Here is a 15073-nt window from a genome sequence, read left to right on the forward strand (position 1 = left end):
TGATTTGAAGTAAGGATCGTAAATTAGGGTATACCCCAAGGAAACCGCCGAACAAGCCCCTTAATTGATTTAAAGAACCACTCAAAACAGACTCTATTTTCAGAACTGCTTTAAACAAACCACTTATCTAATCTTACATACCACTTTCAGTTACAACCCTCATTATGAACTCGGACACTGCGCGCTTGACGCTATTACCTGACCGTCACCCAATCTATAAGCCAATAGACAATTGCCCCACACACAGCCACCGTCGAGTGCACGTGCATGTGGCAAATCAACCTCACCTTTTAGCGCAGCCCAATGACCAAATAATATCTTGCGCGTACGCGGTACTTGCCACTCAAACCAAGGCAAGAAATCCTCAGGCATAGGTTCATCTAACCCTGCTGAAAAGCCAAACTCAAGCGTGCCATCCTGTTTACATAGACGCATACGCGTAAAATAGTTAGTGATGGCGCGCATTTTAGTAAAGCCATTGATATTTGGCTGCCAATCATCAGCTGACTTGCTATATAAATTTGGTAATAATCGATCGAGCTGCCACAGCCTGCTTTGTAATTGCGATTCTACTTGTTGTGCATAGCCTGCTGCTTCATCGATACTCCAATGCGGTGGAATACCAGCATGCACCAGTACTGTTTGTTCATCAGGATAGGCCAGTAGCGGCTGATGACGTAGCCATTCAAGCAACTCATCACAATCATCAGCAGCAAAAATTGGTGCGGTCTTATCTTTCTTTTTGAGTTTTGCTGCACCGCGCCAAACAGCAATCAAATTAATATCATGATTACCAAGGACTGTCGCTGCCGATCCTTGTTCACAGAGTACTTTAACATCACGTAAAACACTCAATGAATCCTCACCACGCGCTACCAAGTCACCTGCAAACCACAATTTATCTTGTGCTGGATCAAAATCTAAAGTTTCTAGCAACTTAAGATAAGCAGCATAGCAACCTTGCAGGTCTCCAATGACATACTGGTGGCGAAAACTCATGGTACCTCTATACTTTTTAGATATGAATTGATATAAGGGCACTCTTAAGTGAGTGCTCTTAGCATGAATCGTTTTATGTGAATACTATTGAGAAATGATCGGCTGCGAGTCAATCAACAAAAAGTTAAATCAACCTTCTACGTTGCGCGCCTGATTGCTCAAATTGACAAAATCTTTCACACTTAAGACTTCAGGGCGTGCCTGCGGATCGATACCGCAAGCTGCAAAATCGTCTTCACTCAGTGTTGGTAATAACGCTGATTTTTTGAAGATAGCACGTAGCGTCTTGCGGCGATGGTTGAAAGTTTCGCGTACGACAATCGCAAAGTATTCTTCATCTTCCGCTACGATTGGTTTGTTGATATGTGGCGTCAAACGAAATACAGCACTGGTGACTTTTGGCGGTGGATTAAAAGCACCGCGTGGTACGGTCAATAGATAATCTGTGTCACAATGGTATTGCATAATGACTGATAAGCGACCATAAGTTTTGCTGCCCACATCAGCCGTGATGCGCTCGACCACTTCTTTTTGCAACATAAAATGCATGTCTTGAATCACATCAGCATAGCTGAGTAGATGGAAAAGTATCGGGGTAGAGATATTATATGGCAGGTTGCCGACCACACGTAGCTTGCCGCGCTCAGGACTATACAGCTCACGATAGTCTACATGCATCGCGTTGTCTTTAATAATCTCAAAATTCGGATGGCTGTTGGCACCAATACGAATACGCAAACTGTCTGCCAAATCACGATCTAACTCTACTACGGTCATCGCGTCGACTTCTGCCAATAACGGCTCGGTTAACGCGCCCATTCCTGGTCCAATCTCGATTAGGTTGTCATCACGCTCTAGACGAATACTTTCAACGATTTCGCGAATGACGCTGCCATCATGCAAGAAATTTTGACCAAAGCGCTTACGCGGTTGGTGTTTAACAGCACGTAGGCTGCTAGAAATAGATTGAGCGTCAAACGGAGTTTTGGACATAGAAGAGTCTTAATGTATAAAAGATAAATGGGCAATAATGGCAACAATATGCCAATCATATAATGACGAATTATAACACAGCTCAGAATTAGGCTGTATTATTGAAAAATTATTATCGATAAGCTACCCATACTTTATCGCAACAGATACCGTGACGTCTTCTGCCCAACATCATTTGTTATAACGTCTCTTATGGGAACAAAAGTGTTTCCTAGTAAAACTTGAATATTAGGCTGTTGCAGTACCTATATACTTCTGAGTGTATAGAATTTCAGCTTCTCGAACTCAATATCAACTATTCTAGATAGGATTTGCGATACGGTTTTCTTATGCAGCATGCTTTTTAATAAAAATATAGAACGCTAAATAATTGTTTAATTTTAATACACTAAGGGATAAAACTTTGAAAATGACTACTGATGTTAAGAAGCAGCATACCGTACCCCGATTTTTATTGGATAAGTTTAGTTTTGAGACAGGTGGCAAGAGAAATAGGTTGTTTACTTTCGATAAATTAAATGAAAAACGCTTTGAACAAACTGTATTTAATGCAACCACAATGAATTCATTTTATAACTTTGTAGATCATCCTGATTCAATAAGTTTGGAGCCTGTTCTTGGTATATATGAAGATCAAGCAGCTCCGTTAATTAAAAAAATAGTTGAAGAGCAGAACATTCATTGGTTGTCTGAAAAAAATATGTACATAATCGCCGAATTTATAGCTGTACAGCAATCAAGGACAAACACACGTTTGCAGTTAATAGAGCGTATTGCTAGCACTCTTGATGCACGTCTCACACAAATGAATCCTTCGGGTGAGAAAGTAGAAACTGGATTTGGAGCGGAAGGGTCCAGCGATCGTAAAAATGTTTTTCTCGATGGAATAGTAAGCCAAGCAGAAGTAATATCAATTCTTTTAAAAAAATCCTGGATACTTTTTGAGACAACGAAAGAAAACCCATTTTTCATATCTGATAATCCAGTCACACTATACAACAGTATTAATATGGGGCTATATGGCAACTTAGGCATTACCCTTGAAGGCATAGAGATTTATATTCCACTATCATCTACTATTACATTAGGTTTAATTTGTCCTTCGATTTCTAAGTTGAAAGCCCAACAAGCAGCGGAGATATCAAGTCGACCTAAAATATTAGACGTTTTCAATCAATTAAATGCATCTCAAAAGAAGTTGGTTCTAGATAAGGCAAATCAAACTGAGACTGAGTTTTTACAAGCGGTGAAAAACCTAAATTCATGTATAGAAATGGCAAAAAGCTTTGAAGATGGTACCTCGTACCTTATACAAGATGAGAAGCTAAAACATTTAAATAGTTTGCAAGTCGCACAATCAGAAAGATATGTTTTTTCTGGAATAGATGATTTCGAAGTAGTGCAGAAAATGCTTGCTATGGACGAGCAGTACAAATATGGACCAAGTGTGAAAATAGGATGATTTTTCGAAGTCATTTATTAAGGTATACCTCAGCGTAACCAACTATTTCACTCTTCAAACCCATGAATAAACCACCTACATTAGGTCCTACTTAATGGTGCATAAATAGGACCTACTGACGGTAACGTTATCCAATACTGCGTAAAAAATCTTGTTAAGTTACTGACTTATGTAATAGGTATATCGATAAGTGACTTATTAGCCATCTCATTTGCCATGAGTAGCGCTTGGTATAAGCTAGTAGCACTCGCACCTCCTCGCCCTGCCAAATCAAGTGCTGTACCGTGATCAACAGAGGTACGAATATAAGGCAATCCTAAAGTCAAATTAACCGTATCACCAAAGCCGTGTGATTTGAGCACTGGCAACCCTTGGTCATGATACATAGCAATCACTGCATCGCATTTTGCTAGATGTCTTGGGGTAAATAACGTATCCGCTGGCATCGCCTCTGATATGTCTACGCCTGCATCGATGAATTCTTGCAATACTGGATTGATAATATCAATCTCCTCAACACCTAAATGGCCGCCCTCGCCCGCATGTGGATTGAGGCCGCATACTAAGATACGCGGATGCGTTAAGCCAAATTTTGCTTTCATCTCATCAATGACAATCTGCACCGTTTGGCGTACATTGTCAGATGTGATTGCAGCAGGGATATCTTTTAGTGGTAAATGTGTGGTGACCAGCGCGACTTTCATTGCTTCGTTTGCAAGCATCATGACCACTTTCTCGCAGCCACTTTGCTGCATAAAAAACTCAGTATGACCGCTAAACATGGTGCCATCCAATAACTTGATATCAGCATCTATCAACGCTGACTTTTGCAGTGGACCGGTGACAATAGCAGCCACAGTTTTGTTTGTTGCAAGCTTATGCGCCATATCCAGTTGTTTGGCCACCATTGCTGAATTGCTAATATTGATTTGCCCAGAGATAACTGGTGCTGCACAAGGTGTATGAAGCAAAATAAAAGCACTGTCACTATGGGTCGTATTCGGTGACATCTGCTCTAAGAAATCATCTGCGTCTATATTTGCGTCTACTGTCTGCCATGATGGACAGTTTTTTAATGCGCCTGCCATTACGAGATTCTCTGCACGCACTTTCATGGCAGTGCTATCCGCAGTTACCCAAATTGGACGGTCAAAATCTTGTAACTTACCCTCTGCTGCTAATAACAGCACGACATCCATACCAATGCCCGCAGGCTCACCTGTTGTGATTAATAATGGTAGCTTGTCTTGCATAATAACGACACCTTTACATTTATTTTAAATACATGATTTTATTATATTTTTTATGAAAAAATCAAACACTTACGACCATATTTGAGTAGCTATCTCTCAGCGCAAAAATATCAATTATTCCAGAAATAGTTGTTCATAGCGCCCAAAAAAATTGCATAATGTGTTAAACTTTCGCATCTGATTGTAGCATTTACTGGCAAGTATAAGACCCTGTTTTAGTACTTCTATCGTAGAAGCCTGCCACATTTGTTTTTCAACATCGCTATTACGACCAATACTGATACCAAGTAGCTATTTATTTATTCACTCCCTGTTTTATATTGACTTTTAACACATTAGGCGCTCATGGCAGATACCGAAAAAACCGACGACTTACTCAATCAAACACCGCCGCACAATATCGATATTGAAAAAGCGCTGCTGGCGTCATTGATGAGTATCGAAGAGGCTTACGATAAAATTGCTGATATTGTCACCAAAGATGACTTTTATGCTGGGCGACACCAATATATTTTTGATGCGATTGCTCATTTGGCAGCGGTCAATGAGCCTTATGACACGGTCATGGTGCATGACTGGTTGGAAGCGCAAAAGCTACTTAAAGGCGCAGGTGGTGACAGTTACTTGGCTGATATTTTAAGTCAAAGTCCTGCTACCTTATTTAACCTCACTGCTTATGCACAGCGCGTACGTGAGCTATCAACCTTACGCCAGTTGATTACCACGGGCAATGACATGTTAGCACTTGCTTATAACCCAAAAGACCAAAGCGTCAGTGATATTTTGGATAATGTTGAGGGAAAAATATTCAGTATCAATGAGCAACATAACAAACGTGCTGAGCAGCGTGGACCAGTCGGTATTACTTCTGTGTTAACCAACGTCATCGATAAGATTCAAGAGCTAAAATCAAATCCAGACGGCATGATTGGTTTACAAACACCCTTTGCTGAGCTGAATAATAAAACACAGGGTTTGCAAGCAGGAGATTTAATCATTGTCGCCGCGCGTCCTTCGATGGGTAAAACAACGTTTGCCATGAACTTGGCAGAAGGCATTTTATTTAACGAAGACCTGCCCGTCGTGGTATTTTCGATGGAAATGCCCGCTGAGTCTATCGTGATGCGTCTACTGTCCTCATGGGGTGCGATTAATCAGACGCACCTACGCTCTGGACAAATGAATGAAGATGAATGGGCAAAAATGATGAATGCCATTCAACACCTACAATCTAAGCACTTATATATCGATGATAGTACTGCTCTGCCTCCATCTGAGATGCGCTCACGCTGTCGCCGAATCGCCAAAAACCATGATGGTCGCCTAGGTGCTATCGTGGTCGATTATCTACAGCTGATGAAGGTGCCGAGCCTAGATGGTAACCGCGTTGGAGAAATTTCCGAAATTTCTCGTAGCTTAAAAGCCTTAGCACGTGAGCTTGAGTGCCCAGTCATTGCGCTATCACAGCTTAACCGTAGTCTAGAGAACCGTCCTAATAAGCGCCCAATTATGTCGGATTTGCGTGAATCTGGTGCAATTGAGCAGGATGCCGATTTGATTATGTTCATCTATCGCGATGAGGTTTATAATGAAAATTCAGATCACAAAGGCGTGGCTGAAATCATCATTGGTAAACAGCGTAACGGCCCTATTGGTACCATACGCTTAGGCTTTGAAGGGCAATTTACCCGCTTTATCAACCTGACGCCAGAATACTATCAAAACGTCAGCTTTGAGAATGACGAATAATAACCGCTTCACCGACTATAGTCAGTTCGATATAATTTCGATACAAGGAAACCGAGTGTGAGTTATACATTAGTATGCTTAGCGAGGATGACGATGTAGCTGGTTTATATAGACTTGACTATATGCTTGCTCAACCTTGAACATTTGATAATAAACAGCTCTTAATAACCATAGCCAGTGCCACATCAGCCCTTTTGATGCAGCATTGGCTTTATCACTTCATAACTTTGCTAATAAAGAAGCCCATTATGCGTGCTATCACTATCAAACCAGCAGCCATTACTCATAACCTCAACCAAGTTAAAAAACTGGCACCGCATTCTAAAGTACTGGCCATGGTCAAATCCAATGCTTATGGTCATGGCGTCGCCGCCGTTCTCCCAGCGCTAGAGCAAGCCGATGGTATCGGTGTCGCCACTTTAGCTGAAGCTCTCGAAGCAAGACAGTTAGGCTGGAATAAAACCATTGGTTTAATCGAAGGTGCCTTTACTGCCGATGAATGGCAGCAAGCCATTGACCATGATATTAGCTGCGTCATTCATCATGCACCGCAACTGCAGTGGGCATTAGAAAACATTCCACCAGCTAGTAGCGCGACTAGAGTGGTTTGGATTAAATACAATACAGGTATGAACCGCCTAGGATTTGATGCTGAGGGTGTTATTGCTGCTGCTAAACAGCTTCATGAAGCTGGATACCGGCTTATCCTTACTACGCATTTTGCTAATGCCGATGATAGCGCTCATCCATTAAATGCGATGCAGATACAGCGTTTTACAGAAGTATTAATGACTCTAAAAGAGAGCGTTAGCAACGACATTAAAGGCTCATTGTGCAATTCAGCAGGTATCGTCAACTTTCCACAATACCATTATGACTGGGTACGTCCCGGTATCATCTTATACGGTAGTGCACCGGTCGTTGACAAAAGCCCCACTGAATTAGATTTACAGCCAGCGATGGAGTTTAGCGCGCAAATTATCGCGTTACAAACCGTTCATGCAGATAATGCCATTGGCTATGGTAGTCGCTGGGTAGCACAGCAAGATACGAGAACAGCGCTAGTCAGTATTGGCTACGGAGATGGCTACCCACGTGTCGTCACTGAGGATGCTTATGTATCTGTCATTGAGGCAAGCAGCAATCAGAGTTATCAATGCGCAGTACTTGGACGTGTCGCAATGGACATGATTGTGATTGATATCAGTAACGCGCCAGAAGACATTGCTTTAGATAGCAAAGTGATACTATGGGGCGATGCACCGCACGTTGATGAAGTCGCTGCGCATGCGGGTACGATTAGCTATGAGCTACTATGCCGCCTGAGCATACGTCCGAAGCGTATACAAGCATAATAATTATTTATTATTGTAATATGTAAATGCGACATATAACGGCGAACTTGCCACCTGCTGGAGTGACTAAACAATCAAACTAAATTGGGCGTTTACATTAGAAGTAATTGCGCTATACTAAAAGTTTGTTGTCACCCCAGTATACGCGCTGACGCGATGCTATTGAAGACTGATAACGTTTCACTGACTGCGATTGACTGCTAGGATTACTATGAGTTTGCGCCATTTTTTGACCCTCTCTGATTTAACCAAACAAGAACTAGAAACCCTTATCAAACGCGCAAGCGAATTACGTAAGATGCAACATGCTGGCGAGATATATCAGCCGTTTGTTGGTCGTACACTTGGTATGATTTTTGAAAAATCTTCAACTCGTACACGTATTTCTTTTGAAACAGGTATGGGCCAATTTGGTGGTAGTGCTATCTTCTTGTCGCCAAATGACACGCAGCTTGGGCGTGGTGAGCCGCTAGAAGATTCTGCCCGTGTGATCTCTAGCATGGTTGATATCATCATGATTCGTACCTTTGGTCACGAAAATGTTGAAACCTTTGCTGAATACTCTAGCGTTCCTATTATCAATGCCCTAACTGATGAGTTTCATCCTTGCCAGTTGCTGGCTGATATGCAGACTTATTATGAGCATCGCGGCAGTATCGAGAATAAAATCGTCACGTGGGTTGGTGATGGCAACAATATGTGTTCGTCATTTATGCAAGCGGCCAATCAGTTTGGTTTTGAGCTTCGTGTGGCAGCGCCTTATGGTTTTGAGCCAGACCCTAAGCTGATGGAACGCTTCTCTCATTGCGTCAGCCTCGTCGAAAACGTACAAGATGCGGCAAAAGACTCAAACCTAATCGTCACCGATGTATGGGCAAGCATGGGGCAAGAGTCTGAACAAAATACCCGCGCTCGTCGTTTTGCGCCATATCAAGTCACACCTTCGCTATTAGATAAAGCCGATCCTGAAGTCGTATTTATGCATTGTTTGCCAGCCCATCGTGGTGAAGAAATCTCTCATGACATGCTGGATGATCCACGTTCAGTGGTATGGGATGAGGCAGAGAACCGCTTACATGCCCAAAAAGCATTGATGGAGTTTTTGTTAAAAGATAAGATTAAGTTGTCTTAATTATTGATACAGCATCATTCTTAGAACAGTACATAAAAAGGCAGGTTATTCAATAACCTGCCTTTTTTATGGCGCAAAAACATCAAAAGCCAACAACATCAAAGAGCCGTTATGAGTAAAACCAGACTAAAAATGCTACATAAAAGCCTAGCGATATGTTTTATCTTGTTTTTCACCACAATCTTACTTAGTGCGCTTGGTTTCAAGAACTTAAGTAAATTGGTACTTTACGCTATTTTCCCCGTATTTTTTTGGGGGTATTTTCACGGTGCTATCTTTGTATTTAGAAGCAATAAAAAATTCTTTAGTCGGATTAAACACAAACAGACTATTTTTACCGATTCCTTGACCGATGATGAAGATGACCCACCTTATCAAACAACCACCTTAAATAAGGATAAAGGCGATAAACTATGACATCAATTAACGAGTAATAGTCTCAACCCCATTACTACTAGCCTTTAATAAAACATCAGCTTGGTTAGCGGCAAAAATGCCATTACACACCACACCCACGATATTATTCAGCTCTTTTTCAAGCTCTATTGGATTACTCACATCCAAGTCATAGGTGTCTAAAATAACGTTACCATAATCGGTGACAAAGCTTTCACGGTATACTGGTTCACCACCTAATTGAGCCAATTGCCGTGCAACATAAGAACGCGCTTGTGGTAAGACTTCAATAGGTACTGGAAACGCGCGACCCAAGACCTCGACGCTTTTGCTCTCATCAACCATGCATATAAATTTGTTAGAAGCTGCTGCCACGATTTTTTCACGAGTAAGCGCGCCGCCACCGCCTTTTATCAGTTGCAAATTCTCATTCACTTCATCAGCACCATCGATATAAATATCAAGCGTGCCAGCAAAGTTTAAATCCACTATTTCAATACCAAGGGCACGAAGTTTGTCTTCAGTAACCTGTGAGCTTGCCACCGCACCAGCAAGCTTTACTGTCGGTAATAACTCAATTAAGCAATTGACTGTGCTACCTGTGCCTACACCAAGTATCATGCCATCTTCAACATAATCTAAAGCAGCTTTGGCTGCGGCTTGCTTTTGTGCTTGCTGATCACTCATCATAAATCCTTGGGAAATAAACGGACAGTCAGTCCTATATAAATCGGATACGGCGTCAGGCTCGCTTAGCCTACCACTTGTAGTACTTTCACTCGCCTACCTTGTATCCAAATTATCTTGAACCGACTATCATCATTATAAAAGAGGTAAAATGCGCCGCCATTATACCCGATGAGTTTGATCGATGTCAGCGTAATACAGCGTAATGACCACGCTAATCGCAAGAGATCGATTCAATCTTTAAAAGGTAGACAGATAAGGCAACCATAATACTAATGCCAGTAGTGTGACCAATAACACAGGTGGTGTAATAATCAGCCCAACTTTCATGTATTGTCCCCAACTGATTTTATAGTCTTTTTCTGCCAATACATGAAGCCACAATAAAGTGGCAAGACTGCCTATCGGTGTGAATTTCGGTCCCAAGTCATTACCAATCACGTTCGCATAGATCATCAGTTCACGAGTCGCATCAGGCACTTGCGCACTATCGATAGCCAGTGCACCAACCAAGGTAGACGGCATATTATTCATAATAGAGGCTACAATAGCAGAGAGGAATCCAGTTCCTACCGTTGCGATAACCGCACCTTGCTGCCCCAACCAATTTAAGACTTGGGCACCATAGGCCGTTAACCCTGCATTGCCCAAACCATAAACCACCAAATACATGCCGATTGAAAACAATACAATTTGCCAAGGGGCTTTTTTCAAAACATCGGACACAGAAACCACCGCATCACGACCACCTTGCCACCAGCGACCTGCAATTGCCATTAATATTAACGCAGCGATTCCTGTCACCAAGGAAATTGCAATTCCTAATGATTCGGTCGTAAAGTAAGCAACGAGTAGCAAGGTTAATAGAGGAAAGGCCGCTTTGAAGACAAGCGGATCTTCAATCGCAGATGCTGGTGCACTCAACTCAGCCACAGAATAATTTTTTGGAATATGCCGCGCATAGGCAATCCATAACACAGCGAGTGTCGCAATAACGGAAACAATATTGACCGGCACCATGACTGCTGCATAACGACCAAAGCCAATGTCAAAATAATTGGCACTGACAATATTGACTAGATTAGACGTCACTAATGGCAGGCTCGCAGTATCAGCAATAAAGCCAGTCGCGATAATAAAAGCCAAAGCGGATGGTGGTGAAAACTTAAGGCGTAGTAGAATGGCGATGACAATCGGGGTCAAGAGCAATGCAGCCCCGTCGTTAGCAAAGAAAGCTGAGATGAACGCACCTAATATGACAATCATAGGAAATAATAAGCGCCCTTGCCCATTACCAAGTCGGGCCACATGTAGCGCTGCCCAACCGAAAAACCCCGCTTTATCTAAGATAAGTGAAATAATAATAAGCGCCACAAAAGTAAAGGTCGCATCCCAAACGATGTCCCACACAATACCCACATCGGACAACTGCACGACACCAAAAGCCAAAGCAACTAATGCGCCGCCCATCGCGCTCCATCCAATACCCAACCCTTTAGGCTGCCATATCACCAGAACCAGAGTGACTATAAAAATAGTTAATGCAAACATGGAGCAACCTTATGTGTTCTGAATGTGATCCGACCGTCTTTAGCCCATTTAACATAAGACATTAAAGAGACTTTTGATTGACACGTTTTGATAACGCTTCAGCGCTTTCTACCCGTTCAGAGTAACGGTCGGTTAGATAGGCAGAGCGTCCACGGGTGAGCCAAGTGAATTTGACTAACTCCTCACAGACATCAACGAGACGCAAATACAAAGGGGATTTATCCATACGATCGTCGTCATTAAACTCTAAAAAAGCTTTAGGAATAGACGATTGGTTAGGAATCGTAATCATCCGCATCCAACGACCAAGAATACGCAACTGATTGACTGTGTTGAAACTCTGACTGCCGCCACTGACTTGCATCACCGCCAATGTCTTACCTTGGGTCGGACGTACACTACCGGATGATAGTGGAATCCAATCAATTTGTGCTTTCATAATACTGGTCATGCTGCCATGACGCTCTGGACTCACCCACAGCATTCCTTCTGACCACTGGGCTAGCTCTCTCAGCTCTTTTACTTTAGGATGATCGGCATCAGTGGCGTCAGGCAATGGCAAGCCTGTCGGATCAAAAGTACGCACTTCGCAGCCATACCAGCGCAATAAGCGACTCGCTTCCTCGCTTGCTAATCTAGAAAATGAGCGCTGACGTAAAGAACCATATAACACCAGTATTTTAGGTGGATGACGTGGATCCTGTGCGCTAATCAAAGACTCAATATCAATGGGCTGTATACTATTTGCATCAATATTCGGCAAGTCACCCAAATCGACTACATCTAAATCTGCTGTGTTATTTGCCATGGTGAATCACTTCCCCATCTTCTTTAGTGAAGCTACTGACGGGAGTCTCTAATAACTCAAACACGCGCTCTGATGGGCGACATAAAGCAGCACCTTTATTGGTCAGCACGATAGGACGATTGATTAAAATCGGGTGCGCCATCATGGCATCAATAATTTGATCATCAGATACGTCAGGATTGTCTAGTCCAAGCTCATCATTAATAGGCTCTTTACTACGTAATAGTTCTCTTGGCGAAATATTCATTTTTTCCAATAGTTCAACTAAGTAGTCACGAGTCGGCGGATTTTCTAGATATTCCACGATATCCGGCTGCTCACCTGATGCTTTCATGATGGCCAATGTGTTACGAGAAGTCCCGCATTTTGGATTGTGAAAAATTAATGGTGTCATAGCAATCTCACTTATTGTCTGAATATGTTTTTTGAGTGTGTTTCTTAGGGTCTTAATTATTAGCTTACTCAGGGTTTGAGTCATTACTATTAACAACTCTACAGCCTCTTAGACTGTCTACTAGTGAGGCACACAGTTCTGGATGACCTGCACAACAATCTTGCAATAGAAACTGAATAACCATCTCCATATGTGATAGTGAAGCACGATAGATTATCTGCCGACTTTGTCGTTGAGAAACCACCCATCCCGCTCGCGCCAGCACTGATAGATGGGCTGACATGGTGTTATGTGGCACAGATAATTGGCGGGCGATTTCACCCGCAGGTAGACCAACAGGCTCTTGGCTGACGAGCAACCTAAAAGCCTTTAGACGAGTATCTTGAGAGAGCGCAGCAAAGCTTGCAATAGCATTAGTTGTTTCCATATGTCCAATAATACAGACATATTAAAATAATTCAATATTTTTTGCACAAAATATTCATCCAAACCTAGCCGTATATTTTTTTAATATTATTCAGAGTATTAAATCACTTTAAAAACTACAATAGGGTCTTGCAAGATAACCAAAATCAGCATAGGATAATCTATTTCATTTTTATATTCATCCATCTACACTTTGTATTAGGAAAAATTATGTTGTCAAATTGGGTACGAGCCATCTTGCAAGCCACCGTCTATGACGTTGCGATTCAAACACCTCTTGAAGTGGCACCCAAGCTGACCCAACGTTTTGCCAATGATATTCGTTTTAAACGCGAAGACTTACAACCAGTCAAATCTTTCAAATTGCGCGGTGCTTATAACCGTATTAGCCAATTGAGCGATGAACAAAAAGCGCGCGGTGTTATTTGTGCATCAGCAGGCAACCACGCACAAGGCGTTGCTTACTCTGCTCGTAAGCTTGCACTTAATAATATTATCGTGATGCCAACTACCACACCTGACATTAAAGTCAGTGCTGTTAAAGCATTAGGTGGTAATGTCGATTTGCATGGAGACAGCTTTGATCAGGCCAATCGCTATGCCATCCATCGTGCCGAAACGGAAGGGCTGACCTTCATTCCACCTTATGACGATGAGTTGGTCATAGCCGGTCAAGGCACCATTGGAATGGAGCTGACGCAACAGTGGCGTAATATGGACTATGTTTTCGTCGCCGTTGGTGGTGGTGGTCTTATCTCAGGTGTTGCCGCTTTTTTGGGTGAGGTGGCCCCACATGTCAAAGTCATCGCTGTAGAAGCCGAACAATCTGCCTGCCTAAAAGCTGCTCTTGAATCAGGCGAACGCACCAAACTTGAACAAGTGGGGTTGTTTGTCGATGGCGTAGCCGTTGCCCAAATTGGCGAGTTGCCTTTTGATGTGGTACGTACACAAAAAAGCGACAACTCAGGCCCCATTGTTGAGCCTGATGTCATCACCTGTACCAATGATGAAGTTTGTGCTGCAGTCAAAGATGTTTTTGAAGAAAACCGCAGTATTGTAGAGCCTGCAGGCGCATTGGCTGTAGCTGGTATGAAAAAATACATTGAGACAAACAATATAAAAGATAAAAACTGTGTCGGCATTGTCTGCGGTGCAAATATGAACTTTGATCGCTTGCGCTATATCGCTGAACGTACCGAAATTGGCGAGAAAAAAGAAGCTATTTTTGCAGTAACTATACCTGAACAAACCGGTGCATTCTTAAACTTCTGTCGTCGCCTACATGGACGTAATATCACTGAATTTAATTATCGTGCCGATAGTAAAAAATCACCAGACTCTATGGAGCCGGCAGCAATATTTGTCGGTATTGCCTTAAAAGAAGGCGATAAAGAACGTCAAACAATTAGCAACCAGTTGGCTGCTGATGGTTATAACGCCTATGATTTAACCGATGACGATGTTGCTAAATCACATATTCGTCACTTGATTGGTGGTCATGCCCATGTCGAAAACGAGCAGCTACTGAGCATTGTCTTTCCAGAACGTCCAGGTGCATTGCTCACTTTTTTAGAAAAATTGGGCGATGATTTCAATATTACCTTGTTCCATTATCGCAATCATGGTGCTGCTGAAGGTCGCGTATTAGTGGGATTACAAGCCTCAGAGAGTAACTCTCGCCAACTACAAGATGCACTGCTCGATATCGGTTATAACTGTACCATGCTCAATGACAATATCGGCTATCAGCTGTTTTTGAAATAATTGGCGTAAATCTAAGTACTCATTTATCAAGGCGGTATTTCAATCATGGAAAACCGCCTTTAATAAATGGTTATTATTCATTTTTAATTATCATTAATAGGTAT

Annotated in this window: 14 protein-coding genes; 6 read left to right on the forward strand and 8 right to left on the reverse strand. The window is 42.3% G+C overall.

Annotation, left to right across the window (positions count from 1 at the left end):
- Positions 1-162 precede the first annotated feature (162 nt).
- Positions 163-999: a symmetrical bis(5'-nucleosyl)-tetraphosphatase gene (locus ACT3RN_RS10135; RefSeq protein ID WP_192520825.1), complete on the reverse strand. Its 837-nt coding sequence runs from the start codon at positions 997-999 to the stop codon at positions 163-165.
- 129 nt (positions 1000-1128) lie between these two features.
- On the reverse strand, positions 1129-1992 hold the full coding sequence (gene rsmA / locus ACT3RN_RS10140) for a 16S rRNA (adenine(1518)-N(6)/adenine(1519)-N(6))-dimethyltransferase RsmA (protein WP_192520823.1): 864 nt from the start codon (positions 1990-1992) through the stop codon (positions 1129-1131).
- A gap of 409 nt (positions 1993-2401) precedes the next feature.
- Between rsmA and ACT3RN_RS10145 the strand changes: the two genes are divergently transcribed.
- Positions 2402-3454, forward strand: coding sequence for a DUF4238 domain-containing protein (locus ACT3RN_RS10145; protein ID WP_442062372.1), 1053 nt, complete (start codon positions 2402-2404; stop codon positions 3452-3454).
- A gap of 167 nt (positions 3455-3621) precedes the next feature.
- On the opposite strand, the gene pdxA is transcribed toward ACT3RN_RS10145, so the two are convergent.
- Positions 3622-4707, reverse strand: coding sequence for a 4-hydroxythreonine-4-phosphate dehydrogenase PdxA (pdxA, locus tag ACT3RN_RS10150; RefSeq protein ID WP_192519930.1), 1086 nt, complete (start codon positions 4705-4707; stop codon positions 3622-3624).
- Between the two features lie 345 nt (positions 4708-5052).
- On the opposite strand from pdxA, the gene dnaB reads away from it, so the two are divergent.
- The 4 genes from dnaB to ACT3RN_RS10170 all read left to right on the forward strand — a co-directional run bounded on the left by dnaB (position 5053) and on the right by ACT3RN_RS10170 (position 9360).
- Positions 5053-6456 carry a replicative DNA helicase gene (gene dnaB / locus ACT3RN_RS10155; protein ID WP_192519929.1) on the forward strand — a complete coding sequence of 468 codons (1404 nt, stop codon included), beginning with the start codon at positions 5053-5055 and terminating at the stop codon, positions 6454-6456.
- A 248-nt stretch (positions 6457-6704) separates the two neighbouring features.
- A complete protein-coding gene (gene alr / locus ACT3RN_RS10160) occupies positions 6705-7811 on the forward strand; it encodes an alanine racemase (protein WP_442062359.1) in 1107 nt (368 codons plus the stop codon).
- A 211-nt stretch (positions 7812-8022) separates the two neighbouring features.
- Entirely contained in the window at positions 8023-8943 is a 921-nt protein-coding gene (argF, locus tag ACT3RN_RS10165; RefSeq protein WP_192519927.1) for an ornithine carbamoyltransferase, read from the forward strand.
- A 111-nt stretch (positions 8944-9054) separates the two neighbouring features.
- On the forward strand, positions 9055-9360 hold the full coding sequence (locus ACT3RN_RS10170; RefSeq protein WP_444518606.1) for a hypothetical protein: 306 nt from the start codon (positions 9055-9057) through the stop codon (positions 9358-9360).
- Positions 9361-9366: 6 nt separating this feature from the next.
- Here the strand turns inward: ACT3RN_RS10170 and rpiA are convergent, their stop codons facing one another.
- The 5 genes from rpiA to ACT3RN_RS10195 form a co-directional block, all read right to left on the reverse strand.
- The gene (rpiA, locus tag ACT3RN_RS10175; protein ID WP_442062365.1) at positions 9367-10026 is read right to left on the reverse strand and encodes a ribose-5-phosphate isomerase RpiA; all 660 of its coding nucleotides are present in this window, start codon (positions 10024-10026) and stop codon (positions 9367-9369) included.
- Positions 10027-10266: 240 nt separating this feature from the next.
- Entirely contained in the window at positions 10267-11577 is a 1311-nt protein-coding gene (locus ACT3RN_RS10180; RefSeq protein ID WP_442069873.1) for an arsenic transporter, read from the reverse strand.
- Between the two features lie 61 nt (positions 11578-11638).
- Positions 11639-12385, reverse strand: coding sequence for an arsenical resistance protein ArsH (arsH, locus tag ACT3RN_RS10185; protein WP_192519923.1), 747 nt, complete (start codon positions 12383-12385; stop codon positions 11639-11641).
- Positions 12375-12779 (reverse strand): arsenate reductase (glutaredoxin), encoded by a 405-nt coding sequence (arsC, locus tag ACT3RN_RS10190; protein ID WP_192519922.1) that lies wholly within the window; start codon positions 12777-12779, stop codon positions 12375-12377. The genes arsH and arsC overlap by 11 nt, the downstream gene beginning before the upstream one ends.
- A 64-nt stretch (positions 12780-12843) precedes the next feature.
- On the reverse strand, positions 12844-13206 hold the full coding sequence (locus ACT3RN_RS10195; RefSeq protein WP_192519921.1) for an ArsR/SmtB family transcription factor: 363 nt from the start codon (positions 13204-13206) through the stop codon (positions 12844-12846).
- Between the two features lie 209 nt (positions 13207-13415).
- Between ACT3RN_RS10195 and ilvA the strand changes: the two genes are divergently transcribed.
- On the forward strand, positions 13416-14969 hold the full coding sequence (gene ilvA / locus ACT3RN_RS10200; RefSeq protein ID WP_192519920.1) for a threonine ammonia-lyase, biosynthetic: 1554 nt from the start codon (positions 13416-13418) through the stop codon (positions 14967-14969).
- Positions 14970-15073: the final 104 nt, after the last annotated feature.

Origin of the sequence: Psychrobacter sp. AOP5-GZ1-6, from assembly GCF_052376345.1 — a bacterium.
Classification (GTDB): Bacteria; Pseudomonadota; Gammaproteobacteria; order Pseudomonadales; family Moraxellaceae; genus Psychrobacter.

Coding starts and splice junctions, on each gene's coding strand:
- ACT3RN_RS10195 (WP_192519921.1), bottom strand. CDS start 13,206: ATGGAAACAACTAATGCTATTGCAAGCTTTGCTGCGCTCTCTCAAGAT.
- pdxA (WP_192519930.1), bottom strand. CDS start 4,707: ATGCAAGACAAGCTACCATTATTAATCACAACAGGTGAGCCTGCGGGC.
- rsmA (WP_192520823.1), bottom strand. CDS start 1,992: ATGTCCAAAACTCCGTTTGACGCTCAATCTATTTCTAGCAGCCTACGT.
- ilvA (WP_192519920.1), top strand. CDS start 13,416: ATGTTGTCAAATTGGGTACGAGCCATCTTGCAAGCCACCGTCTATGAC.
- arsH (WP_192519923.1), bottom strand. CDS start 12,385: ATGGCAAATAACACAGCAGATTTAGATGTAGTCGATTTGGGTGACTTG.
- ACT3RN_RS10170 (WP_444518606.1), top strand. CDS start 9,055: ATGAGTAAAACCAGACTAAAAATGCTACATAAAAGCCTAGCGATATGT.
- argF (WP_192519927.1), top strand. CDS start 8,023: ATGAGTTTGCGCCATTTTTTGACCCTCTCTGATTTAACCAAACAAGAA.
- arsC (WP_192519922.1), bottom strand. CDS start 12,779: ATGACACCATTAATTTTTCACAATCCAAAATGCGGGACTTCTCGTAAC.
- ACT3RN_RS10135 (WP_192520825.1), bottom strand. CDS start 999: ATGAGTTTTCGCCACCAGTATGTCATTGGAGACCTGCAAGGTTGCTAT.
- ACT3RN_RS10145 (WP_442062372.1), top strand. CDS start 2,402: ATGACTACTGATGTTAAGAAGCAGCATACCGTACCCCGATTTTTATTG.
- rpiA (WP_442062365.1), bottom strand. CDS start 10,026: ATGAGTGATCAGCAAGCACAAAAGCAAGCCGCAGCCAAAGCTGCTTTA.
- ACT3RN_RS10180 (WP_442069873.1), bottom strand. CDS start 11,577: ATGTTTGCATTAACTATTTTTATAGTCACTCTGGTTCTGGTGATATGG.
- dnaB (WP_192519929.1), top strand. CDS start 5,053: ATGGCAGATACCGAAAAAACCGACGACTTACTCAATCAAACACCGCCG.
- alr (WP_442062359.1), top strand. CDS start 6,705: ATGCGTGCTATCACTATCAAACCAGCAGCCATTACTCATAACCTCAAC.